The following is a 25,179-nucleotide window of genomic DNA, read 5'->3' as shown; positions in this document are numbered from 1 at the left end:
GGTGGGCAAGGGGAACTACACGCCTTTTGTAGGTTAGATCACGTTGATAGGTGATAGGGATTATTAGAGTAGGAGCGAAAATATGGAACATCCTCTCGAAAGGATTTTAAGGGCATGTGATGATCATAGCGGTAAGTTTCCTCGATTGATCGTATGCCAAGGATCTGAGTATTGGACATGGGAAAAATATAATAAATTCAAGTTTAAATGACCTATTTCTGTTTATATTTCCCCGTTTGCTAGCCAAGGAAGAAAACCATCAAGGAAACGCTCCGTTGCAGGCATAAAGTAAGAGCCAAAATGATAGTCAGGATCTAGTGTTGTAACAATCCAAGTTCCACGTGTGCTTATCTTATCTACATACAGAACTGCACCGCCATCTTCTGTTGTGATGAGCTTTTGTGTACCTTTTATTGGCCAAAAAACGCCATGCTGATGCCAAGTTGCATCCGATAAAGTAATGTAGTTAAAGAGGTCATATTCAGATGAAGTCAAGACAAGACCGCTATTTGCTCCTTTTTCTAACCACCACCAGAAATTCGTTTCTCGATCTTCCCACTTTTGGTTCGGTATCCACTCCCAAGGTTGCGGACCGAATGCAACCACAATGCCTCCCCGCTGTGCAAAATCATTCATTTTCTCCTTAGATTCAAGAAGTAATTTTTCGTTCAATTGAGACGGGACAATCAATACATCATAACTTTCTAAAGAGGTATTTAAAAATTCAGGAAAGTAAATGAGTTCTTGAATATATTGTCGATACTTAGGTTCGTTGAAAGTACGATGATGCGGCGCATTTCCACTATAAATTACAGCAATTTTTCTCATTGTTTTCCTCCCGAATTTTGTATTGCTTCGTATTCATCATGAATCCATTGAAGAAGTTGTGTACTAATACGATCTGTCGATTTATTTTGCATACGATAGGCAAAAAGGTCTCGACCTGCATGAACTAAAATGGTTCCTTTGGTTGAATGTCGATCAATATAGGTTACCGGCATATCGTCAGGAAGTGTAAGTAATACTTCGGCTTTGGCTGGAACAGGTGAATGAGTACCACGAGCGAAAAAACCTGCAACACCTTTGTTATAAGTCATATCATCTAGTTGAACGTCTTTAAAAATAGGGTGTGGTGCAGCAATAGAAATCTCATAATCTGTGTGAGAATGTATTGTTTTTGGCGTGAAAATTGAACAGCCAGGCAGCCATTCTTTAAACAATTGTCCAGAGAAAATAACAATTTTACCCTCGTCTAAAAATGAAGAAATCTTCCCCTTATGCTTGAACATATATTCTTGATCAATAAAATCATGGACGATAATACATTTGAATCGTTCCAGATTTAACTTAGCAAAGTCATACTGATCATGTTGGGCAAAGTTTTCTACCATGAACCGATTTGTACGATTCTGTAGACCAAATGCATGTCCTGGATCTAGCCATAAAATTTCTTTATTTTGAGCCACGAAAAAAGGCCTCCTATCGATAATTAATGCAAAATTTCGTAATCACAATTCAAAGAATGACAGTGCCTCTTAATCTCTAATTTAAGAATTAAAGATTGACCAAATAAACTCGTTAAGTTACATTATACAAATGAGTATGATAATCATTATCAATTAAAACACTAACATAACGAGGAGAAAAAATGAAGAGAAACTTAATTTTACCTGTTACTGCGTTCATGTTTTTATTAGCTGGATGCGGCAATGCAGAGACGTCTGTGAGTAAAGAACTCGAACCCACTCAAGAAACAAAGCTAATTGTCGACGAATTAAACCGAAAGGTAGAAATCCCCGCAAAAATGGATCGTGTAGTTATGGGGGGGATACTTCCATACTTCTCTACATGGTATATTGCGACCAATTCAACGGATGAAATTGCAGGGATGCACCCGAATTCATATAACGCAGCATCGCATTCGATTCTAAAAGATATTTCTCCATCCATTCTAGATGCAAAAACGAATTTTATTGAAAATGGCGAAGTCAACGTCGAGGAACTATTATCACTAAATCCTCAAGTATATTTTGAAATTGCTAACCAAGAAAAGACTGTAAAGAAACTTGAAGAGACCGGTATAACGACCGTTGCTTTGGATACAACAACGACTTCGTTGAACCCGCTTGATACTATAAATCGTTGGTTGAATTTAACCGGTGACATTACAGGTACAACCGAAAGACCAGCAGAAATTATTAAAGAAGGCGAAGCAAATCAAGCCATGATCAACGAAACTCTTGCAGGAGTAAAAGAAGAAGATAAACCTCGTGTTATGTTTCTGCAATATCATAGTAACGGGGAAATTTCGGTACCAGGAGTTAATATGCATGGGAACCGATGGCTAAATTCAACCGGGGGCATTGATGTCGCTGCGGATGAGATTAATGGAATTAAAGCAGTCAATATGGAACAAATCTATGAATGGAATCCAGACATTATTTACATTACTAATTTCACGGAGACGCAACCAGAAGATTTATATAACAATATTTTTGAAGGACAAGACTGGAGTCAGATAAAAGCAGTACAAGATAAAAAAGTGTACAAAATGCCACTTGGCATCTATCGTTGGTATCCACCAAGTGGAGATGCTCCTCTGATGCTGAAATGGATGGCACAGAAAAATTATCCGAAGCTATTTACATACGACATGAGTGAGGAAATTAAGGATTATTATAAACGTTTCTATAATTATGAATTAACGGACGAGCAAGTTCATGAGATCTTAAATCCTCCATCAGAGGCCGCAAAATACTAACTTGAAGGTGGCTTTCAATTGAAATCAAGGTTCATAAAAATATTACTTTGGACATTGCCACTTATCTGTGGACTTATGTCCATTGGAATCGGTCGTTATCATGTGGATTTTATCGTACAGATTAAAATACTGCTATCACAAATCATTCCTATGGAAACGACGTGGACCCATATGGAAGAAACGGTTGTCATGAACGTCCGGCTCCCACGTATTTTACTTGCCATGCTCATCGGCGGTGGTCTATCCATTGCTGGTGCTGCTTTCCAAGGGATGTTTGCGAATCCTTTAGTTAGTCCTGACATTTTAGGTGTTTCTGCAGGAGCCGGGTTCGGTGCTTCTATTGGCATACTGCTCTTTGGTAATGGCGTGACCATGCAAATTTTCTCATTGGTCATGGGGATGTTAGCTATAGGATTTGCATTCCTGATCAGTGGTTTCAAACGAGAGATGCCTATTTTTATGCTGGTGTTAGCAGGGGTCGTGACAAGCGCCTTGTTCCAGGCTCTAATTTCACTAGTGAAATTTCTTGCCGATCCCGAAGAAAAGCTTCCATCCATTACTTATTGGCTTATGGGTAGCCTTGGAACAGCAAGTTATTCCGATTTATGGATTGGTGGTCCACTGATCTTAACGGGGATCATTATTCTATATGTATTACGTTGGCGTTTAAATATTTTATCGCTTTCTGATGAAGAAGCAACATCGCTCGGAGTATCGGTAACGAAGATGAAATGGCTTATCATTTTAGGGGCAACGTTAATTACGTCCGCTGCTGTAGCAATAGCCGGTATCATAGGCTGGGTAGGTTTAATTATTCCACACATTGCCCGAATGATTGTAGGTAGTAATAATCAATATGTACTGCCTGCATCGATCTCCATTGGTGCGATATATTTGTTACTTATTGATAACTTAGCTCGAAGTTTAACAGCGGCAGAAATCCCATTATCTATCTTAACGGCAATTGTCGGGGCACCTTTCTTTGCATATTTATTACGAAGAACAGGAGGCGGCTGGAGTTGATTTTACAAATAAAAGATGGCAACTATTTTTACAAAAAATCAAAACATAACAAAGAGCAAACGTATTTATACCGTAACGATATCAACTTTGAACTCCAGTCTGGAGAAATCATGTCCATTCTGGGTCCCAACGGTGCAGGGAAGACAACCATGCTAAAGTGTATTATGGGTCTGCTAAAATGGGAGAAGGGTGAGACCTTATTAAATGGGAAGCCCCTCTCGATCTGTAGTAAAAAAGAAGTATGGCAAACAATTGGTTATGTACCACAGGCATCGAAAATGACATTTGGGTATTCTATTTTAGATTTGGTAACGATGGGAAGAGTATCGTTAATTCATGCTTATGCACAACCGTCTGAAACCGATAGACAAGCCGCACTAGATGCACTGGACATGGTAGGTATTCAACATCTAGCAGAACAATCATGTACAGCGGTTAGTGGCGGAGAGCTGCAACTTGCATTAATTGCTCGTACATTGGTATCCGAACCTAAAATTTTAGTATTGGATGAGCCTGAATCACATCTAGACATTAATAAGCAAAAAATCATATTACAAACGATTAAAAAGCTTGTAAAAGAACGTGAGTTAGCATGTGTAATCAATACTCATTACGCGAATCATGCATTTTACTTTGGGGATAAGGTGCTCTTGGTCGCTAAAGATCAACCGGTTATTACAGGCTCAGTATCTGAGTTGATGACCGAGGAAAACATTTTAAATTACTTCAATATCGAAGTTAAAAGGGTGCATCATAAGGTTGATCAATATGAATACGAAACTATAATCCCGAAATATTTTGGTGTAGAAGTTGGTTAAGACCCCCTTCTATAGACATTGATAAAAAACCTAAGCTATAAGCTGCTTCCGGTACGCTACCGGAGGTAGCTTATTTAGTTTTTGTTTTGCGACCATATCGATCTTGATCCATACATGTCAGTAAAGGAACTCTAACTTAAGGCATAGAATTGTTTATTAATCAATGAGTTGAGAAACGAGAGAAGATGGAATAATAGCGAAGGGCACATCGTATCTAATCCAAAATAAGCGGGGAGGTCGAAGCATGTCCATGCAGGTAAAGATGCTATCGGAACAAGCCTATGAAGTATCGGGTTTAAGCATTCGGGACATACAGCGTCAAAAGTTCTGTGTGTTTAACCTAGAGGCCACCGGCGTTCAAGTGGATACCGAGCGGATCATTCAGATTGGGGCTGTTTATATGGACAGCAGTGGAGTGAATTCAGAAGAGGCATTCAGCACGTACATCAAACCTGCCAAGCCGATTTCACAAGAGATCGAGACTTTAACCGGCATTTACAATGGTGATGTCGAGAATGCGCCGAGGTTAGAAGAGGTATACGGACAATTTCTGGATTTTGCTGAAGGCTGTATTCTTGTAACCCATGCGGGCTACGAGTTTGATCTGCCACTCCTTCAAAGGGAGTGCTTACGTCAAAGCCTGGCTGTACCGACTAACCCGTGTATCGACACCAAGGCATTATTTACGTACCTTCATCCGGAAGTGGAAGATATCATTTCTACGGATTTCCTGCTGAATTATTACGGATTAGATAGCAAAGGGATGCAAAGACATGATGCATTGGGAGAGAGCCTGCTGATCGGACAGATTTTTCTGGAAATGTTAAGAGAGCTTGAGTCCATAAAAATAGAACACCTTCAATTCAGCGATCCTGTCACTGTCAAAAGATTTAAGCTTCCGCCATTATCCAATCGGCCGGAATCTAGCAAATATCAAAGGCGTTTCCCTGCCCCCACGGGACAGCAGCGCTCCTTGTTTCTGAGCATCATCGTCCTGTTTCTGCTTACGGCATCATTAACCGGGCTGGTCGATATGTTAACTTTCCGGCTGAGGTGGAATGGGCATCTTTCGGGTAATGGAAATCCTGCCATGCTGGTGGTGTTTCTCCTTATTCCACTATATATAGCTCTCCTTTATCTGATGGGCATGACATTCAGAAACTTCTTTCATGAAAAAATGAAAGACGGATGGTATTCCAGTGGAATCATAACCTTCCTGATTGTAATGGCTGGGGTTCTTGGTTTTTTTGCTTATGGATATTATCGTCATATTTTTAAGGGGCTGGGTGGAGGTCCTGAAAATCTGGATTCGGCGCTCTTCCGCTGGGGATATTGGAACCAGTACACAAACACCGCTTATATTAACATTCTCACCTATAGCTTGGGCCTGGTCTGCTCGATGATTGCAGGTTATGTGGCGGCATGGTTCAATCGAAAAAAACAGGATTAGGCGGGTTCGGGCATGATATAACTTCGACATATAGATTTACATTTTCTGCATACATATATTTCCCTGGCAATACATCCGGCTTATCATAATGTGGCAGACATCGAGACTCTTCAGCTGAAGTCGATTGACCGACGGAATGCGACATATCCTTTACAGACCTCGCTGGGAAACGGCAACTCTTGTTCTTGCAGGGTGTATAAAGACTTCCTTTTAAACTCATATTATCAGTAAACTTTTTAAAAGGAGACTTAAACTTAACATGCAAATCATTGAAGTCATGACCAGACAAGTACAGACCTGCCAAACGAGTGACCCCGTAGAGAAGGCAGCGAAAATCATGGAACAGGGCAATGTCGGTGCAGTACCGATTGTTGATCAGGCAGGTCGGCTGACTGGGATTATGACAGACCGCGATATCGTGCTTCGTGGTGTGGCCAAGAACAAGGATTTAAGAATGACGACATGCGAAGAGCTGATGACAGGCGAGGTCAAATGCTGCGAGCCGCACACGGAAATTCATGAGGCAGCAAATATGCTAGCACAGCATCAGATTAGACGTCTGCCTGTAGTGGACAACCAAGGCCGCTTAGTCGGCATTTGTGCGATTGGCGATCTTGCCGTTCGGGATATTTACATTAATGAATCGGGCGAAGCCTTGAACCAGATTTCCAAGGGATCGGGAACGATTCAATAACATAGGGGTAATGTGAAAAACCCGCATGGCTCTTCCTAATTTAAGGTGAAGGCCATACGGGTTTTTTGTGATAAATATTTAGGATATCAATTCGAAATACAGGGGGTTTTACGGATATATTGGGTGCCCAGCACCTGATCAATAAGAAATGCCGCAATATCCCCATTCGTCATTTTTGTTCCGGGCATATCCGTTAATTTCACCTTGATGTCCCCTGTTTCAGGACCATCAACCACAAACGGTAATCGTATAAGTGTCCAGTCTCTATCACTATTTAGAAGAAGGTTCAGTTCCTTCTTTTTATCAATCATCATCTTGGAAAAAAAGAGCTCGAACAGCTTCTCACCAATTTTGTTGATCAACTTCTTGCTGTCACCGGGTACGTGAAGTGACCCTCCCGTAACACCGATGTATCTATTCATTCCATACTCATTCATGATCGTAAGGATGTTGTTCGTAACGCTGCTGTATATCGGGTCATCTCTAACCGGCTGTCCCAGCGTATTGATTACGGCATCACAATCTTTAAGCAGCAGCCGGATCGAATCTGTGCTCTGAGCATCCCCTTGTATGATTTCTATTCCAGGATCATTAAATATATATTTGTCCGGGTTTCTGGCCAGCATGACGACCTGATAACCATTTTGTAATGCTTTCGTTGCCACATGGAGTCCTACTTTTCCTGTGCCTCCGATGATAGCGATTGTTTTGGAACGATCCATTCCATCTCCTCCAATCTTGATGAGTGCATATAGTTAGATGTTACGTTACTTATTGACCGTCGTTCCAGATTTTTCAATATCGCCGTTAATCAATAGCGATTAGTACAAGATAAGGCCCCGGGCGTGTCCCATTCCGGACTTACATTCCGCTATGTGCTGCAATCGACGAGTTTTGCCTCACTCTAATAGGCGAATTTGCTCCATATAACGGAACGTGAGTCCGTTTCGCATGTGGTCGACGGTCGACCGCCGCGCCGGCATGCAACGCCGACCGCGCGCTACAAAAATCCCCCGCGTCCTCATGATGGACACGGGGGATTCTATTTCATGGGCAACGCGTCACTTGCCCACACGTTTAAATCCAGCCTTTTTCCTCCGCTAAGGCAATAGCCTCAATCCTGTTTTTGGCTTCCAGCTTGTTCAGAACTTCAGACATATAGTTACGCACGGTTCCGTATGACAGGTGCAGGATGGAGGCGATTTCGCCGGAGCTGTTGCCCGCTGCTGCCAGTCGCAGGATTTCGCGCTCCCGTTCGGTCAGCGGATTAACTTCACGCACCGTACCGAAGACCAGCTCCGGAGACACCTCGCGGCGTCCTTCCATGATGTGGCGGATGGCCTCTGCCAGGCGTTCGCTTGGCTCGTCCTTTAGCAGGTAGCCCTGGACACCAGCCTGAACGGCGCGCTCGAAGTAACCGGGCCGGGCAAAAGTCGTCAGAATAATGATCCTGCAAGGCAGTCGCAGCCGCTGTAGTTCCTCGGCAACCTCAAGTCCGCTCTTTATCGGCATCTCGATGTCGAGCAGGCAGACGTCCGGCTTCAGCTCGGCAATTAAATCAAGTGCCTCCTTGCCATCCCCGGCTTGACCGACAACCTGAATATCCTCTTCAAAATCGAGTAACAGCGCCAATGCGCCGCGCAGCATACGCTGGTCCTCTGCAATAAATACCCGGATGCTCAACCGGCTTCACACTCCTTCCGGTTCTTAATGACGATTGGGACGCGCACTGTAAGGAGGGTACCCTCCTCTGCAATGATTTTCATCGTCCCGCCGATTAAGGCAAGACGTTCAGACATCCCCTTCAGTCCATTTTTCTCCCTTGTCGCTTGGCCGTCGGTACCGGATGGAACCCCAATTCCGTTATCCTTTACCGACAGCATCCATTCACTCTCAGACTGGCCGAAGCTAAGATGACAGCATGAAGCCCCACTGTGCTTCACTACATTGGTGACCGCCTCCCGTAAGCACAGGCTCAGAATGTTGTGTACTGTGTCCGGAATGCCTTCATATCTCGGATTGCCTTCGTGTGTAAGCTCAATATCTGCGCTTTGCAAAATAATCCGGGCTTCTTTCATTTCTTCTGTAAGGGTTGCGGTCCGCATATCGGACACCAGCTCACGCACCTGACGAAGTGCGGCACGGGAGGTGTTTTGAATTTCCCTTGCTTCAAGCCGGGCCTGCTCTGCATTAACATCAACGAGCTTTTCCACCAGCTGACTCTTCAACGTGATCAGGGACAGGGTATGACCGAGTGTATCGTGTAAGTCCCTTGCGATCCGCATCCTTTCCTCACCTTTAATGAGGTTACGGATTTGTTCATTGGCCTGTGCAAGTTCCCGCTCCAGCTTCTGTCTGCGGTTCATGGACCGGATCCCGAAAGGAGACAGCATCATAATGATCATGAAGGGCAAGGTGTACAGAAGGCCCGGATTCCATATCTGATTCATATGGTAGATAAGCGGAACGGTCTCGACCAGAACGAACAGTATATAAGCTGTCATGAATTTCCGCTTGTCTGAATACCACCCGATAAAATTAGCCGAAAAAAACCCCATAAATAAGTAAGATGTACTGTACCCCATACAAAAGATAAAAATAATGAGCATCTGAAGCATCAGCCAGGGAAGGAAAGAGCCTTTTCCCTCTGCAAAATAAAGCTGCCGATATGTGACAAGAAACAAGCCGACCATCATATACCCGATGTAAAGCTTCAAGCCCGTTTCAAAGGTAGCTAACTGATAGATCGGCAAGCTTAAATAAAAGAGAAATAAATAAGGGAAAAATCCCAATTGACGCGGAAATACTTGAAACTTAATGGGTTTCATTCACCATCATCCTTACGCAGCTTGCTGTTTTTTTCGGATATAGGTGGATATTACCATAAAGAGAACCAAATATCCTGCTAAAAGTACAACAGATTTGAGTTCCGGCATGTTTCCGCGGATAATTTCCCATCCCCCGCTTGCAAAATGATATGATGGCAGCCATTTTCCAATGGCTTGAAGGAAGTTAGGCAGAATCTCCATCGGCATCCACATGCCTCCCGTAATAGCCAGTGCCAAATAGATACCGTTGCTTACACCACTGGCAGTCTCTACACGCTTCATTGCTCCAACCAACGTGCCGATCGCAAGAAACGGGATGGAGGCAAGCATGATCCACAGGCCGCTTGTAATCCACTGCCAAGCTGGCATTTGAATACCGTTAATCAGATAACCAGCGATAAAGATAACAATAATCGATAGCAAATGCATCACGGACTGGCCGAACATTTTGCCGAAGAAATATACGCCTCCCGGGAGAGGTGTCACTCTCATGTAGACAGACCAGCCGAGCGTATGCTCTTGTACGAGGCGGATGCCCATCGACATGATGGCTGACCCCATTACACTGAAGGTGGTCATTGAGATCAAGTAATGAGCCTGCCACAATCCTGCATCTGGCGCTCCGGTATTTACGACTCGGGTGAAGATGAAATAGAACAATATCGGCATGGCCAGCGACCAGAATATAAAATACGGGTTGCGCGCAATGCGCAGCAGTTCCATTTTGCATTGAAGTATAATAAGACGTCCTGTCATCGTTATACAGCCTCCTCTTGTCTTTGGGTCAGCTGGTCAAACGCTTCATCCAGACTGCCCTCATCGATTCTTATATCACGGACAGCCATTTCTTCGCGTAAAATAACAGCCAATATCTGATCTGTATTCTCTACTACCACATGCATCTTGGCGTCTTGTTCATACACATCCGTTACGCCTGGAAGTTTATAGAGCCGTTCCTTGATGAGTTGCGGATCTGTTTCCACGACAAAAGATATCGAACGCCGCGTCAGCTTCGCTTTAATCTCCTCTGGTTTGCCATCAGCGGCGATCGTTCCGTTATTGAACAGAATGATCCGGTTAGCCATATCGTCTGCTTCCTGCAGATAGTGAGTAGTGAACAGGATGGTCTTGCCCTGATCAGCGAGTTCACGGACGGTTCGCCAGAATAAACGTCGCGAAGTGGTGTCCAGCCCCACAGTAGGTTCATCAAAAAACAGCAGGTCTGGATTTCCGGCCAGCGCCAGAGCGAAGCTAAGTTTCCGTTTCTGTCCGCCAGACATTTTGGTCGCGCGCTTGTTCAGCTCTTCATCTGTCAGACCGGACAGTTTCTTTAGCTCAGACATTTCCATCGGATGGGGGTAATAGCCCCGAATGAGCGCAATGATCTCGCGTGCTTTCAGGCTGTCCATAACACTGACCTCTTGAAGCATGGCACCGATTTTTTCTTTAACCTGCCGATCCTTCGGGCTTCTGCCGAACAACCGGATTTCTCCCTCGGTTGGGTCGATCAAACCGAGCATCATCGAAATAGTTGTCGATTTGCCAGCTCCGTTGGGACCTAAGATCGCTGTGATGGAGCCTTTTTCAATAGTGAAAGAAATGTTGCTGACCGCTTTTTTGGCACCGTATGATTTTGTGATTTGAACAAGCTCCACAATGGGCTCGTGAATTTGTTGTTTAACCATGTTCCGCACCTCCGTTGATTTCCTTGCTTCTATCATATTGGGAGTGGGATTGGCTGGTTAGTAAAGATTGTCATGACTTAGAGATGACAATTGTCATTTTTAGCATAAAGTGGTGCCCTATTGCACAAAATAAAGACGCCTTTGTCCCCGGATTTCAACAATTCCAAAAAGATTCAAAAGAAATCCGGGGACAACAGTGATCGGAAGAAAGATCCGCATTCGTAGTGATGTGGGGCTGAGTAAACAAGGAAGGAGCAGACAGGTGAAAAAAGTGTGGTGGAAAGAAAGCGTAGTGTACCAGATATACCCGATCAGCTTTAAAGATTCGGACGGCGACGGTGTCGGGGATCTCCGCGGCGTCATTTCCAAGCTGGACTATCTGCAGTATCTTGGTGTGAATGTGATCTGGCTGTGTCCGATCTACAAGTCTCCAGGTCATGACAACGGTTATGATATCAGTGATTATTGTGCCATTGAAAGCCGTTACGGAACGATGGAGGATTTTGATGAGCTGCTGGAGGAAGCGCACAAACGCGGACTGAAGATTATGATGGATCTCGTGCTGAATCATACATCGGACGAGCATCCATGGTTTCTTGAATCACGTTCTTCTAAGGATAATCCGAAGCGAGATTATTATATTTGGCGCAAAGGCAAGGACGGACAGTATCCGAACAATTGGGAATCGTATTTCAGCGGCTCGGTGTGGGAATATGACCAGAAGACTGATGAGTTTTTTATGCACCTGTACGCCAAGCAGCAGCCTGACCTGAACTGGGAGAACGAAGCGATGGTAAACGATCTGTACAAAATGATCCGCTGGTGGCTTGCCAAAGGCGTTGACGGCTTCCGGTTCGATGCGATTGCTCATATTGTAAAGGAAATAGGGCTCCCTGATGCCGATAACCCGGACAATCTGCCCGTCGTACGGGCATATCATTACTTCTCCAACCTGGAGCAGGTGCATACGATGCTCAAGAAGCTGAACGAGGAAGTGCTGTTTGAATTCGACATCATGACGGTTGGCGAGACGTCGGGCCTTGGGCCTGAGGAGGCGCTCGATTATGTCGGCGAGGACCGCAATGAGCTCAATATGGTGTTTCAGTTCGAGCATATGTTTCTAGACGCCGCTTCCGAAGGTACGGGGAAGTGGGAAATCCGTTCATGGACGCTGATGGAACTCAAAAAGATCATGAGCAGATGGCAGACTGTTTTGCATCGAAAAGGGTGGAACGCGAACTATTTGAGCAACCACGATCAGCCAAGGCCGGTATCCCGGTTCGGCAATGATGGAGAATATCGGGTACAGTCGGCTAAAATGCTGGCCACGTTTATTCACATGCTGCAGGGAACTCCTTATATTTATCAAGGTGAAGAGATCGGCATGACCAACGTGGTATTCGATTCTATCGAGGATTACCGGGATGTAGAGACGCTGAACTACTACGAGCAATCTAGACTTCAGGGCCAGCCAGAGGAAGTTACGATGAATGCCATTCACAAGAAGAGCCGCGACAACGCGCGTACGCCGATGCAGTGGGATGATACTCCGCATGCCGGGTTTACAGAGGGAGAGCCTTGGATCAAGTTGAACAAGAACCATCAGGACATTAACGTGAAGCAGGCGCTGGCTGATTCAGACTCTATTTTCCACTATTACCGCAAGCTGATCGCGATCCGGAAGCAGTGCCAAGCGATCGTATACGGTGATTACAAGCTGCTGTTGCCGCTGGATACGGAAATTTATGTATTTGTGCGGGAAGTTGAGAATGAGAAGTTGCTTGTGATACTAAACTTTTTTGATAAGACACCTGTATTTGATTGGCCGGAAGATCTCAAGACGGATGACAAGAAACTGATGATCTCCAACTATGAACCACGCCAAGGGGAAGATGGGTATCATTTGACTTTAAGGCCTTACGAGGCGAGGGTATATTTGCTGGAGGGCGATTGCGTGAAACCTTGAGAGAAAGACAGCGGAGCATAATTGTCATTAAATCCACATATATAGGTATACATGCGTATGCCTGATTCACCGGCTTCGTTTCCCTGAGGGGAGCGAGGCTTTTTCCTTTCATAAAATAGTACGTGTTTCATTTATTGTTACATGAACGGATAAGGTGGAATCCACCACCAGCGAATGGCAAAGATGCTGTCGCTTTCTGTTATTTAGCGCAGTGGAACAGCGGTAAGCAGAAGCGCACTGTTACTGTGTTTATAAGGCTTTTTAGCCATTGTCCTGGGGCGTTTTATCCCCTTGCCTTCTCTTGACCGAAAGGGTGCCTTCAATTATAGTGGGTACAGTAGGAGCAATCTATTATAGAAGGAAAAAGGTGGCTTGTAACATGTCTGAGAACATCTACGTAGGTGTCGATTTAGGCGGAACATCGATTAAAGTCGGAATATGCAATGAAGAGGGTCAACTGCTGCAGACGTATGAGGGACCAACGGAAACGTCTAAGGGCGTTGACACCGTGATCGGCAATATTGAGAAGTATGTACGTCATATTGTGGAGCAATCCCCATACAGCTGGGACCAGCTTGCAGGCGTTGGAGCGGGCGTTGCGGGCTTTACGAACATCCGTGAAGGAATCATTATTCTGGCACCTAACGTAGGATTTAAAGATGTGCCAATTCGTGCGCTGCTTGAGGAGCGCCTTGGCAAGCCAGTCAAAATAGATAACGACGCAAACGTAGCAGCTCTGGGTGAAGCTTGGAGCGGTGCTGGACGCGGGGTCGATAACTGTGTCTGCTATACACTTGGCACAGGCGTTGGCGGTGGCATTATCGTGAACGGGAAAATTTATCAAGGCTTCGGCGGCATGGCTGGTGAACTGGGTCATATTACCGTTGTACCTGATCTGGAAGCTATTCAGTGCGGCTGCAGCAAAATGGGATGCCTTGAGACGGTTTCCTCGGCAACAGGCATTATCCGCATGGCGAAAGACGCTGTAGAGCGTGGAGACCGCACTTCTCTGGCACTTGTTAACAACATTGCGGCCAAGGAAGTGTTCGATGCAGCGAAAGCTGGAGATGAAGTGGCTCTGCGTATCGTAAACCGTGCCGCTTATTACCTCGGTAAATCCATGGCATCGGTCTCAGCTGTACTTAATCCGGAAGTGTTCATTATTGGCGGTGGCGTCTCTAAGGCAGGCGAAATTCTGTTTAGTGAAGTTCGTGCCGTGTTTAACAAGTTGACACCGGAACCATTGCAGCGTGGCGTTCGCATTGTTGCGGCAGAGTTGGGTAATGATGCTGGAGTTGTCGGTGCAGCCGGTCTTCACTTGCGTTCTTAACAAGCGTAAACGGCTTCGCCGTCTTTGACAGGCAAAGCTTACGTTTCGCGAAGAAATATAAGCCAAGTATACAATATGAAATTTATACTTTTTATATTTTAAGCATATCAACCCAAATGGCTGAGACTTAAACTTATAAGGGAGGGGAAGCTGATGCTGGAAGCAGCGGATCGCAGCACTACAACATCAATGGCCACCCTGATCATCATTACTGGTATGTCGGGAGCCGGAAAGACATTGGCGGTGCAAAGCCTGGAGGATCTCGGGTTCTTCTGTGTCGACAACCTGCCGCCTGTGCTCATTCCTAAATTTGCTGAGCTGATTGAACAATCGAAGGGTAAGATCGGAAAGGTAGCGCTGGTCATCGACCTGCGCGGCCGTGAATTTTTCACCGCATTGTCGGAATCACTGAACTTTATTAAGGATCATTTCACAATTCATTGCGAAATTCTGTTCCTTGATGCAACGGATTCAGTACTCGTCCAGCGCTACAAGGAGAGTCGGCGGCGTCATCCGCTGGCTCCTGAAGGTATGCCGCTCGACGGAATCCGTCTGGAACGTAAGATGCTGGATGAGCTGAAGAATTCGGCTACACAGGTCATTGATACGAGCAATATGAAGCCGGCAAAACTGAAAGAAAAAATCATCTCCCGCTTTACCCATTTGGAAACCAATACGTTGTCGATCAATATTACATCCTTTGGATTTAAATACGGAATACCGATTGATGCTGATCTAGTATTCGACGTCCGTTTTTTACCCAATCCCCACTATGTGGAAAATCTGCGTCCAAATACAGGCCAAAACAGCGATGTGTATGAGTATGTGATGAAATGGCCAGAAACGCAGGCTTTTCTAACGAAACTGCTGGATATGCTTCATTTTCTTATTCCGCAATACCGGAAAGAAGGAAAGAGCCAGGTTATTATCGGTATCGGCTGTACAGGCGGCAAACACCGCTCAGTTGCGATTGCAGAATATCTCGGCAAGATGCTTGGCGCCAGTGAAACAGAATCGGTATCGGTCAGCCACCGTGATTCTGATCGGGATCGGCACTAATAGAGGGAAGTGATAAACGTGGCTGAACAAGCTGGAAAGCGCCCTCGCATTGTCGTGATGGGTGGAGGGACAGGGCTATCCGTTATGCTGCGTGGCCTGAAGGAGAAGCCCCTGGACATTACGGCGATCGTAACTGTCGGAGACGACGGTGGTAGTTCCGGGATTTTGCGAAGTGAACTGCAAATGCCTCCTCCGGGAGATATTCGAAATGTAGTGACGGCGCTCGCAGATGTCGAGCCGCTGTTATCCGATATATTGAAGTACCGCTTTAGCACCGGCTCGGGACTGGCGGGGCACAGCCTCGGCAATTTAATCCTGGCTGCCATGACGGATATACACGGTGATTTTGTCACGGCGGTCAAGGAGATGAGTCGGGTTTTTGTTGTTCGCGGCCAGGTGCTGCCTGCCGCGGGTGAGGCGGTTATTCTGCATGCTGAAATGGAGGATGGAACCTTCGTCACGGGCGAATCCAAAATTCCGGAAGCCGGAGGGCGTATCAAACGGATTTCCCTCGAACCGGAAAATGTGGAGCCGCTGCCTGAAGCGTTGGAGGCCATTCAGCAGGCCGACGCCATATTGATCGGGCCGGGCAGTTTGTACACTAGTATATTGCCCAATCTCCTCGTGCCTAAGCTGTCGGATGCTATTGTTGCTTCTGATGCGATCAAGATTTTTGTATGTAATGTAATGACACAACCTGGTGAAACTGATAATTATACGGTCGGTGATCATTTGCAGGCCGTATATGACCATATTGGCCTTCACTTGTTTGATTATGTTATTGTAAACGATGGTGAAATCCCACCGCAGGTGCAGGACAAATACGCCGAGAAGGGCGCGAAGCCTGTTCAGCTTGACCGGGATGAAGTAACCAGCCGCGGTTATAAGCTGATCGCAGACAAGCTGGTGCTGTTTCGTACGTACTTACGGCATGATGCCGACAAGCTGAGCAATCATATTTTCCAATTGGTGCAAGATTGGATTTTACGAAAGAGGTGAGACCCTTGTCCTTTGCGGCACAAACGAAGAAAGAGCTAACCATGGTCGAAAGCCAGAACTGTTGTGAAAAAGCCGAGCTGTCCGCGCTTATCCGTATGAACGGATCAGTTCAGGTTTCGAGCAAAAAAATTGTGCTGGATATTTCGACGGAAAATGCCGCGATCGCAAGGCGCATTTATTCCTTAATTAAAAAGCATTTCCAAGCGCATACGGAACTTTTAGTGCGTAAAAAAATGCGTTTGAAGAAGAATAACGTTTATATCGTCCGCATTCCCGCCCGGGTGCAGGGAATTTTGAAGGAGCTTCGGATTGTCTCCGAAGGTTTTCTATTCTTGCCCCGGATTGATGAGGAAATCGTGCGTAAAAACTGCTGTAAACGGGCTTATCTGCGCGGTGCCTTTATGGCTGGGGGATCCGTTAATAATCCAGAGGGCTCGTCGTATCATCTGGAAATTGCTTCGATGTATGAGGAGCACTGCAAGGCGCTGGTGGATCTTGCGAATGAATTTCATCTGAATGCCCGCTGTATTGAGCGTAAGAAGGGATTTATTTTCTACATTAAGGAAGGCGAGAAGATTATCGAGTTCCTCAACCTGATCGGCGCACATCAGGCTTTATTCAAGTTCGAGGATGTCCGCATTATGCGCGACATGCGAAACTCCGTCAATCGGATTGTGAATTGCGAAACCGCCAACCTTAACAAGACGATTGGAGCCGCGGTGCGGCAGATCGAGAACATCAAGCTACTGCAGAGGGAAATGGGCCTCGATAAGCTGCCGGACAAGCTCCGTGAAGTGGCTGAAGTCCGTCTCGCCCATCCCGATATGAACTTGAAGGAAGTCGGCGAGATGCTGAAGGGGACTGTCAGCAAGTCAGGGGTTAATCACCGCCTTCGTAAAATCGATGAGCTGGCTGAAAAACTCCGGAATAGTTAAGATTTTTTATTCTAGTGTCCTATGTGGTAAAATGGTATAATATTATAAAATAGCATCGATTTCCAATGTTTTGAGATTTGATAATAGGGGGTAAATTTTCCATGACAAAGCACCCGGTAGTCGTTCGGTTAAAAACGGGTCTTCATGCCAGACCGGCCGCGCTGTTCGTTCAAGAAGCGAATAAATACTCATCTGAAATTTTCGTGGAAAAGGATGATAAAAAAGTGAACGCAAAAAGTATCATGGGAATTATGAGCCTTGCCATAAGTTCTGGTACTGAAGTTCACATTAGCGCTGAAGGCGCAGACGCTGAGCAAGCAGTTACCTCTTTAGTGAATTTGGTCAGCAAAGAGGAATTAGAGAACCAATAAAGTTCTATACGGACGTATAAAGGGAGCCTTGGAAACAAGGCTTTTTTTATGCGCTAAAACACATCTATAGGGGCTTCGGGAGGAGCCTTAATTAATTTTTGAGAAGTGCAACTTTTACCAATTATAATCCGTTTGGAAGGTAAGGCAAGCTAATAGCACTGCCAAATTAAAGGGGGGCGAAATCAATGAAGGTATGGGCTAAACGTTTGGGTTCGGTTATGATCGCGGGCGCGCTGCTTACAGGTGGTTCCGTATGGACAGGAGCCTTGGGAGCAGGGGAAGTGTACGCGGCGGAATCAGTACAACAGAACCGGATTACGGTGCTTGGTAAGGGTGAAATTTCGGTAAAGCCGGATATCGTATATCTGTCTATCGGCGTGGAGTCTTTCGCAGAAACAGCAAAGTCGGCACAGAAAAATAACGCTCAGAAAATGGCTAAGATTACCGAATTACTGAAAAACACCTGGAAAATCGATGACAAGGATATCAAAACCGAACAGTTCTATGTTCAGCCGAATTACTCATATAGCGAAAAAGAAGGACGTAAAGTGCAAAATTACAGTGCCCATCATTCGCTTGAGGTTACTCTTCGTGATCTGAGCAAGGTTGGTGAAATTCTTGATGCAGCAGCGGAGGCCGGAGCGAATAACATTGGCAACGCGCGGTTTACGGTTGAGAACCGTGAAACATTTGAGACGCAAGTGATTGAGAAAGCGATGGTGAATGCGGACCTCAAGGCACAAGCAATTGCCAAGGCTTCCAAGCGGCAGCTTGGTGTTGTTGTGAGTGTAGTTCAGGATGAGGCTGCGAACCGTGATGTATTCAGCTTCGGCAACATGGAAATGAAAGCGGAAAGTACTTCCATGGACGCAGGCACATCTGTGAAGCCGGGAGAAATCAAACTCATTACACAACTGTATGTTCAGTATGAAATGAAGTAATTTATGCATGTAAAAAACGTATGAAAGTCCAAAAACCGTCCAAATCGCAGTTATTGCGGAATTGGGCGGTTTTATTCTTTCTGGATATTAGGAAAATGGTCACAAATGACAGAAACTAGACGGGACAAGGCCTCTCCCTGTCGAATTACACAGAAAAGTGTTGTGTATGGGGTCAAAACAGGGTATAGTGAATATGCAAAAAACTGAACATAAATCTGTCGATAAGCCATACCAATGGATATGGCTTTTTTTTCTTAATCTATAGGAAAGACTATTACCATTAACCGTAAGGGGATGATGATGCATATGATTGAACTTGTCCAGGTAGAAAAACAATTTCAAGGACAAGCGGTCGTGCATCCGCTGTCGCTCTCCATTAAGGAAGGGGAATTCCTGACTTTGCTGGGCCCCAGCGGCTGCGGCAAGACGACAATCCTCCGTATGATTGCAGGATTCGAACAGCCGACGGAAGGGGAAGTGTGGCTCGCCGGGCAGAACGTGACCGATACGCCGGCGAACAAGCGAGATTTGAATCTCGTTTTTCAACATTATGCCTTATTCCCGCACATGACCGTAGAAGACAATATAGCTTTTGGTTTGAAAATGAAAAAAACACCCCGTGCGCAGATTAAGGAACGCGTAGCGGAAGCCGTAACAATGACGCAGCTTACTCCGCTAGTGGACCGTTATCCGCACCAGCTTTCCGGTGGGCAGCAGCAACGTGTTGCCATTGCCAGAGCAATTGCAAACAAGCCGAAGGTGCTGTTGCTGGATGAGCCGCTTGGTGCGCTCGATTTGCAGCTTCGCAAAAACCTGCAGTCCGAACTGAAACATCTGCAGCGTACGCTCGGGATTACGTTTGTTTATGTAACGCATGATCAAGAAGAAGCGATGATGCTATCTGACCGAATCGTGATTATGAACAACGGGAAGGTCGAGCAGATCGGAACACCGCGTGAAATATACGCCAGACCGCAGACTCTATTCGCTGCAACCTTTGTTGGAGAGAACAACATCTTCTCTTCACCCGAAGGGCTTTTTGCCGTGCGTCCCGAAAAAATCATTCCGCAGCGCGGACCGGGCGCCAAGAAGACGGGTGTCATCGAGGACGTTCAGTATCTCGGCAATGTGCATAAGCTGATGGTACAGCTCGAGAACGAACCGATGAGGGTTACGATTGCGCTTGACTTCACGGATGATGAGCCTTGGGAAGTCGGTGAAACAATCGGACTGAACTGGAATGCGAGGGATGAGGTGGGCATCGGGTCATGAGAAAATCGAAATTCCTCCTGACTCCCGTCCTGCTGTGGCTCTCTTTGTTTCTTATCATTCCGATGCTTATCGTAGTGGGGATCTCGTTTCTACAGCGTGATGCGCTGGGTAACATAGTCTTTTCCTTCAGTCTGGAAGGATATAAGACGTTTTTTGATCCACTTTACCTAGGAATCTACTGGGACACGATTGTCCTGTCGGTGCTGACTACACTGATTTGCCTGATCGTCAGCTATCCCCTGGCCTATTATATAGCCAACGCCTCCCCGCGTATCCAGACGTGGGGTCTCATCCTTATTACTGTACCGTTCTGGATCAATTTTCTGATTCGTACGTATGCCTGGGTGCTGCTGCTTCGGACACAGGGAGTTGTTAACACCTTTCTTATGAATCTGGGATGGATCGATGAACCTTTACAGATGCTGTATACCAAAGGTGCTGTATTGCTGGGGATGGTATACAACTTTATTCCGTTTATGGTGCTGCCGATTTATGTGGCGCTGGAGCAAATGGACAAACGTCTTCTTGACGCGGCGAGTGACTTGGGTGCCTCCCGCTGGAAAGCGTTCCGTCATATTACACTGCCCCAGAGCAAATCCGGTATTATGACGGGTTCGATTCTAGTTTATGTATCGACGACGGGTATGTTTGTCGTTACGGATATTTTGGGCGGCGCAAAGTCAGCCATGATCAGCAACATTATACAGGCACAATTTCTCGGGGCCCGGAACTGGCCTTTCGGGGCTGCGTTGTCGGTTATTTTCGTGATTACCTCGCTGGTGCTGATTATGCTGTTTAACCGGGCGATGCAAGCCCGCCACCAACGTGTGAAGGAGGGGAGAGCATGAAGAAACGAAATCACCCTCTGCTTGGATTTCACTCGTTCCTAATGATGGCGTTCATCTATGTGCCGATCATTATGATCATCATCTTTTCCTTTAACGATACGCGGCTCAGTGGTAACTGGGAAGGCTTTACGTTTGATTGGTACGTATCTCTGTTCACCAATAGACACGTCATGGAAGCTCTTATGAACAGCTTGACGGTCGCCGTCGTATCGACGATTATATCTACTGTTCTTGGTACGCTCGCGGCTTTATCTCTTCGCAATCTGGGGAAGAAGGGCCGCAGCGGCATGAACGGACTGCTGTACCTGCCGGTTATCATCCCGGATATCATTATGGGTCTGTCATTGCTCGTGCTGTTCACACAGCTGAATATACCTTCAGGCAAGGCAACCATCATTATTGCTCATATTACATTCAGTCTGTCTTATGTATATGTAGTGGTGACGGCTCGTCTGGCTAATATGGGTAAGCAGCTGGAGGAAGCGGCATTAGATCTGGGAGCTACCCGTTGGCAGACGTTTCGTCATGTTACCCTGCCGCAGATTTCTCCGGGGATTATCGCCGGGGCTTTGATTGCGTTCACGTTGTCGCTCGATGATTTTATGGTTAGTTTCTTTGTAGCCGGACCGAGCTCGACTACGCTCCCGATTTATATTTACGCTCAGGTGAAGCGGGGCATTTCCCCGGAAATTAACGCGCTCTGTACACTGCTGATTTTGGTGAGTGTGACCTTGATCCTGCTCGCGCAATATTTCCTTAATCGGGGCAAGGGTCAGAAGAAACACAAGACACTGCCGATCTAAGCGGAAGTACCGCTTTTCGGATAAATTCAATATAATGTATGGCGGAAAGAGAGGAGATAGTGAATTGAAAAAATCGAGATGGACCCGTCTGCTGCTGGCAGGCATGCTCGCTGTGGTGTCGATAACATCCTTGGCGGCTTGTGGCTCTGAAAAGGAAACCTTGCACATTTACAGCTGGGCTGACAACTTTGACCCAGAGGTGCTGAAGGATTTTGAGAAGGAATTTGACGTCAAGGTAACGTACGACAATTACGCGAACAATGAGGACCTGCTGGCGAAGATTAGAGCTGGCGGTGGCGGATATGACTTGATCCAGCCTTCGGATTATATGGTGAAGACCATGATCAACATGGATCTGCTAGAGCCGCTTGATAAGAATAATATCCCGAACATGGAGAACATTGCGGATACATTTAAGGATCCGGATTTTGATCCGGGTAATAAATATTCCATCGTGTATATGTCCGGTGTGACGGGAATCGCATATAACAAGAAGTATGTTAAAGAAGAAATTAAGAGCTGGAATGATCTGTGGAATCCGGCTTACAAAGGAAAGGTGCTGCTGCTTGACGACAACCGTGAAGTGATCGGTATGGCTCTCAAGAAGCAGGGCAAATCCAACAGTTCCACGGATGAAGCAGAGATTGGAGCAGCTGTGGATGATCTGAAGACATTGCTGCCGAACGTGCTTGCTTTTGACACGGACAATATTAAGCAAAAAATGATTCAAGAGGAAGGCTGGATTGCAACCGTATGGTCTGGTGATGCTTCCTTTATCGCGAAAGAGAACCCTGATGTGGGCTATGTTGTACCTGAAGAGGGTGGAACGATCTTCTCCGATAACTACGCTATTCCAAAAGGCGCTAAAAACAAGGAACTGGCTGAGAAGTTTATGAACTATATGCTAGATCCGAAAGTTAGTGCGAAAAACTACGAATTCATCGGCTACAGCAATCCGAACGCTAAAGCGATGGAATTCCACAGTGAGGAATACCGTAGTGACAAGATGATCAATCTGACAGAAGATGAGCTTAAGCGAACCGAATGGCTCAGTGATGTCGGAGAGTCTCTGCAAATTTATGACCGCTTCTGGACAGAACTGAAGAGCGGAAGATAAGTTAATATTCTCTGCAAGAACGTTATTGAATCAAAAAGGGGGTGTCCCAAAAGGTCTGTTGACCTGGGACACCCCTTAATCTGTTTCTAAGACGCTGCGTGTACGAATCGTTCCTCCGACCGCTCTTGCCCCCGAGAGTCACTGTTCAGCCAAACAAAATGCCACCAACACACATTTTACTTACTCCCCACCTGCAGCCTTCCATTCCTGCTCCGCATGATAGATCATTTGTGCAACTTCATCCCATTTCAAAGTACTGTACAGATCTACCTTGGACAAAATTTGAGAAAGATATAATAGCTCATCCTTATCTCCCTCGGTTAATGGTCCGGACTTATCGAGAATGGACGGTACAGGCATATACCAGGAAAAGAAGTTATTAGACAATGCGTTCATATCGCTTCTCGAATCTTGGGGTACAAGGTAGGGCAGTTGCTGCCAGCTCTTGTTAGTGCTCTGAAGTGACATCATGGTATGGGTTAACCACAGCTTAAGATCCTCTCTGGCTTCCGGCTCATCCCATTCATTTTCCTTGTCCATGCGTACGATGGTGTTCCGTGCCGACATTAAATGCTGCGCAGCGTCGGAGGCGGCGCTTATGACATGCTTCCGTGCCGCATGGCGTTCGGTTTGTAGCTGATACGTTTGAAAAATTGCAAATCCCAAGACGACAATAAATAACAAAATCCTTACATTTCTTTTAGAGTTCATCTAAGATGCTTCTTTCCTTTTTTTATTAAGAATATCATGAACATTGGATGTTGAAAATTGGCGAATATGGGGTGCGTAAGATTCTCAATCTTTACAATTTGTTTGGATTTGCTAATTGTTGGCATCAAAATTGTCACCGTGATTGTTACCTCTCTTGCTGTCGTGTTTCCTATAATGGAAAACGGGTAATACATTAAATACTTAAATTTGGAAGGTGGAGAATAATAAATGGGGAACAAAATGAAGTATGGTGCAGCAGTCGTTGCGGCGGGTGTGTTACTCGGTGGTCTTGGTTGGAGTGGACAAGTGGTGGATGCCAGCTCATCTAAAGCTAAAGTGACCGTAGCAGCTCAAAAATCTGCCAAATCGGAAATTGCACTGAAATGGAACGGCAAGGCCTTAACCCAGAAGGGGATGCTGGATAATGGCACGGTTTTTGTACCTGCTACAGCAATACGTGATGCACTTGGTATCCCGTTAAAATATGATGCGAAAAACAGAACTTATACCATTGGCAATGGCTACAACAAACTGAGTGCAGCTGTCTACGCTAATAATGAAATCTACCTTACCGTGAACGGATATGATGTAGGGGAGCCAGGAGGCAAGATTGTGAATGGCCGCCTATATATCCCGTATAAAGTACTGAATGAGTACATGGGTGTTCAGGGACAATGGAATTCATCTCTTAAATCACTCAGCATGACCCCGAAGAAGCAAAATTCGATTACGATCAAGTCGGCGACGTTGAAGAAGAAGGTTCTAAATGTGGAGGCTGTTGCGAATTATCCAGTGGTGAGCGGGCTTGAAAATGAACAGGCTCAGACCGAAATCAACAAGGTGCTGAAAAAGAACGCGGAGGACGTAATTACCGCGGCTGAAGGAAACGTTGGAACGCAACCTCCATCCGGAACGAAATATCCGTATGAGTTTCAAGGGGATTTTGTAGTTCACTACAACGCACAAGGGTTGCTGAGCATCACGGCTTATGACTACACTTACACTGGTGGTGCTCACGGTATGACTTTCCGCAACAGCTTTACGTTCTCGTTGAAGGATGGTAAACAACTTAAGCTTGGCGATGTCATCAACATGCAGAGCAAGAACAAGCAGAAGCTGAACAATCTCGTGTTGAACAAGATGAAGAAGGACGGAGGCTACCTCGGCGGATTTAAAAGCGTGCCTGCCGATGCTGATTTCTACCTGAAGGATAACGCAGCAGTTCTGTACTTCCAATTGTACGACTACACAGCTTATGCTTATGGATTCCCTCAGTTTGAGCTTAACTTGAAGGAATGGAAGTAAGGCAAAATATGAAGACAAGGCATTCTCCGGATGGCGGGCATGGAGCGAGAGCTCCATTATCGCTCAATCGTGGGGGATGCCTTTTTATTTCGGAAATGACCGAGGGAATAACCCGTCAGTCCTGCAATAACAGCAATAGCTATGCAAAAGACCACAAGGATAATATCAGAGGGCATGTTTAGAAAGAACCTTAGTCCATAGAGCGGAAAGACATCCAAATATTTCTATAGAAAAAGGGCTGACATCCACATTTGCGGATATCA

General features: G+C 45.7%; 25 protein-coding genes. 17 read left to right on the top strand and 8 right to left on the bottom strand.

The genetic code is table 11. The features are described 5' to 3' along the window. Nucleotides 1-222 precede the first annotated feature (222 nt). Together B9N86_RS28370 and B9N86_RS28365 are read right to left on the bottom strand one after the other, a co-directional pair. On the bottom strand, nt 223-828 hold the full coding sequence (locus B9N86_RS28370) for a hypothetical protein (RefSeq protein WP_208916515.1): 606 nt from the start codon (nt 826-828) through the stop codon (nt 223-225). Next, nucleotides 825-1,466: a phosphate starvation-inducible protein PhoH gene (locus B9N86_RS28365; protein WP_208916513.1), complete on the bottom strand. Its 642-nt coding sequence runs from the start codon at nt 1,464-1,466 to the stop codon at nt 825-827. Before B9N86_RS28365 ends, B9N86_RS28370 begins: the two co-directional genes overlap by 4 nt. A 182-nt stretch (nt 1,467-1,648) precedes the next feature. Between B9N86_RS28365 and B9N86_RS28360 the strand changes: the two genes are divergently transcribed. From B9N86_RS28360 to B9N86_RS28340, 5 genes are all read left to right on the top strand, one after another. Continuing rightward, complete coding sequence (locus B9N86_RS28360) at nt 1,649-2,761, top strand: ABC transporter substrate-binding protein (protein ID WP_208916511.1); 1,113 nt, start codon at nt 1,649-1,651, stop codon at nt 2,759-2,761. Between the two features lie 18 nt (nt 2,762-2,779). Further along, nucleotides 2,780-3,784 (top strand): FecCD family ABC transporter permease, encoded by a 1,005-nt coding sequence (locus B9N86_RS28355; RefSeq protein WP_208916509.1) that lies wholly within the window; start codon nt 2,780-2,782, stop codon nt 3,782-3,784. After that, nucleotides 3,781-4,602 carry an ABC transporter ATP-binding protein gene (locus tag B9N86_RS28350; protein WP_208916506.1) on the top strand — a complete coding sequence of 274 codons (822 nt, stop codon included), beginning with the start codon at nt 3,781-3,783 and terminating at the stop codon, nt 4,600-4,602. The genes B9N86_RS28355 and B9N86_RS28350 overlap by 4 nt, the downstream gene beginning before the upstream one ends. Nucleotides 4,603-4,846: 244 nt before the next feature. After that, nucleotides 4,847-6,052, top strand: coding sequence for a 3'-5' exonuclease (locus B9N86_RS28345; protein WP_208916504.1), 1,206 nt, complete (start codon nt 4,847-4,849; stop codon nt 6,050-6,052). A 259-nt stretch (nt 6,053-6,311) separates the two neighbouring features. Beyond that, nucleotides 6,312-6,746 carry a CBS domain-containing protein gene (locus B9N86_RS28340; RefSeq protein ID WP_208916502.1) on the top strand — a complete coding sequence of 145 codons (435 nt, stop codon included), beginning with the start codon at nt 6,312-6,314 and terminating at the stop codon, nt 6,744-6,746. 86 nt (nt 6,747-6,832) lie between these two features. On the opposite strand, the gene B9N86_RS28335 is transcribed toward B9N86_RS28340, so the two are convergent. The 5 genes from B9N86_RS28335 to B9N86_RS28315 all read right to left on the bottom strand — a co-directional run bounded on the left by B9N86_RS28335 (nt 6,833) and on the right by B9N86_RS28315 (nt 11,259). Then, nucleotides 6,833-7,468 carry an NAD(P)-dependent oxidoreductase gene (locus B9N86_RS28335; RefSeq protein ID WP_208916500.1) on the bottom strand — a complete coding sequence of 212 codons (636 nt, stop codon included), beginning with the start codon at nt 7,466-7,468 and terminating at the stop codon, nt 6,833-6,835. Nucleotides 7,469-7,823: 355 nt separating this feature from the next. Next, nucleotides 7,824-8,393: a response regulator gene (locus tag B9N86_RS28330; RefSeq protein WP_244563179.1), complete on the bottom strand. Its 570-nt coding sequence runs from the start codon at nt 8,391-8,393 to the stop codon at nt 7,824-7,826. 32 nt (nt 8,394-8,425) lie between these two features. Then, entirely contained in the window at nt 8,426-9,574 is a 1,149-nt protein-coding gene (locus B9N86_RS28325) for a sensor histidine kinase (protein ID WP_208916496.1), read from the bottom strand. A 12-nt stretch (nt 9,575-9,586) separates the two neighbouring features. Then, nucleotides 9,587-10,330, bottom strand: coding sequence for an ABC transporter permease (locus B9N86_RS28320; RefSeq protein WP_208916494.1), 744 nt, complete (start codon nt 10,328-10,330; stop codon nt 9,587-9,589). Between the two features lie 2 nt (nt 10,331-10,332). Continuing rightward, the gene (locus tag B9N86_RS28315; protein ID WP_208916492.1) at nt 10,333-11,259 is read right to left on the bottom strand and encodes an ABC transporter ATP-binding protein; all 927 of its coding nucleotides are present in this window, start codon (nt 11,257-11,259) and stop codon (nt 10,333-10,335) included. Between the two features lie 262 nt (nt 11,260-11,521). Here B9N86_RS28315 and B9N86_RS28310 point away from each other — a divergent pair, with 262 nt between their 5' ends. From B9N86_RS28310 to B9N86_RS28260, 11 genes are all read left to right on the top strand, one after another. Beyond that, nucleotides 11,522-13,225 (top strand): glycoside hydrolase family 13 protein, encoded by a 1,704-nt coding sequence (locus tag B9N86_RS28310; RefSeq protein ID WP_208916490.1) that lies wholly within the window; start codon nt 11,522-11,524, stop codon nt 13,223-13,225. Nucleotides 13,226-13,604: 379 nt separating this feature from the next. Beyond that, nucleotides 13,605-14,555 (top strand): ROK family glucokinase, encoded by a 951-nt coding sequence (locus B9N86_RS28305; protein ID WP_208916488.1) that lies wholly within the window; start codon nt 13,605-13,607, stop codon nt 14,553-14,555. A gap of 153 nt (nt 14,556-14,708) precedes the next feature. Then, nucleotides 14,709-15,614: an RNase adapter RapZ gene (rapZ, locus tag B9N86_RS28300; protein WP_208916486.1), complete on the top strand. Its 906-nt coding sequence runs from the start codon at nt 14,709-14,711 to the stop codon at nt 15,612-15,614. A 57-nt stretch (nt 15,615-15,671) separates the two neighbouring features. Next, a complete protein-coding gene (locus B9N86_RS28295; protein ID WP_208920886.1) occupies nt 15,672-16,613 on the top strand; it encodes a gluconeogenesis factor YvcK family protein in 942 nt (313 codons plus the stop codon). Nucleotides 16,614-16,618: 5 nt separating this feature from the next. Next, nucleotides 16,619-17,548 (top strand): DNA-binding protein WhiA, encoded by a 930-nt coding sequence (gene whiA, locus B9N86_RS28290; protein ID WP_208920895.1) that lies wholly within the window; start codon nt 16,619-16,621, stop codon nt 17,546-17,548. 101 nt (nt 17,549-17,649) lie between these two features. Beyond that, on the top strand, nt 17,650-17,919 hold the full coding sequence (locus B9N86_RS28285) for an HPr family phosphocarrier protein (protein WP_007133000.1): 270 nt from the start codon (nt 17,650-17,652) through the stop codon (nt 17,917-17,919). Between the two features lie 185 nt (nt 17,920-18,104). Continuing rightward, a complete protein-coding gene (locus B9N86_RS28280; protein ID WP_208916484.1) occupies nt 18,105-18,860 on the top strand; it encodes an SIMPL domain-containing protein in 756 nt (251 codons plus the stop codon). A gap of 300 nt (nt 18,861-19,160) precedes the next feature. Next, entirely contained in the window at nt 19,161-20,132 is a 972-nt protein-coding gene (locus tag B9N86_RS28275; RefSeq protein WP_280175011.1) for an ABC transporter ATP-binding protein, read from the top strand. Further along, complete coding sequence (locus tag B9N86_RS28270) at nt 20,129-20,980, top strand: ABC transporter permease (RefSeq protein WP_208916482.1); 852 nt, start codon at nt 20,129-20,131, stop codon at nt 20,978-20,980. Before B9N86_RS28275 ends, B9N86_RS28270 begins: the two co-directional genes overlap by 4 nt. Then, the gene (locus B9N86_RS28265) at nt 20,977-21,783 is read left to right on the top strand and encodes an ABC transporter permease (RefSeq protein ID WP_208916480.1); all 807 of its coding nucleotides are present in this window, start codon (nt 20,977-20,979) and stop codon (nt 21,781-21,783) included. Before B9N86_RS28270 ends, B9N86_RS28265 begins: the two co-directional genes overlap by 4 nt. 64 nt (nt 21,784-21,847) lie before the next feature. Next, nucleotides 21,848-22,900, top strand: a complete 1,053-nt coding sequence (locus B9N86_RS28260; protein WP_280174961.1) for a polyamine ABC transporter substrate-binding protein — start codon at nt 21,848-21,850, stop codon at nt 22,898-22,900. Nucleotides 22,901-23,080: 180 nt separating this feature from the next. Here the strand turns inward: B9N86_RS28260 and B9N86_RS28255 are convergent, their stop codons facing one another. After that, complete coding sequence (locus B9N86_RS28255; RefSeq protein ID WP_208916476.1) at nt 23,081-23,611, bottom strand: hypothetical protein; 531 nt, start codon at nt 23,609-23,611, stop codon at nt 23,081-23,083. A gap of 228 nt (nt 23,612-23,839) precedes the next feature. On the opposite strand from B9N86_RS28255, the gene B9N86_RS28250 reads away from it, so the two are divergent. Then, the gene (locus B9N86_RS28250) at nt 23,840-24,916 is read left to right on the top strand and encodes a PdaC/SigV domain-containing protein (RefSeq protein ID WP_208916474.1); all 1,077 of its coding nucleotides are present in this window, start codon (nt 23,840-23,842) and stop codon (nt 24,914-24,916) included. The last annotated feature ends 263 nt before the right edge of the window (nt 24,917-25,179 follow it).

It is taken from the genome of Paenibacillus uliginis N3/975 (genome assembly GCF_900177425.1).
Taxonomy (GTDB): Bacteria; Bacillota; Bacilli; order Paenibacillales; family Paenibacillaceae; genus Paenibacillus_AQ; species Paenibacillus_AQ uliginis.
Note: the sequence above shows the minus strand (reverse complement) of the source record. Positions and strands in the feature narration are given on the sequence as shown.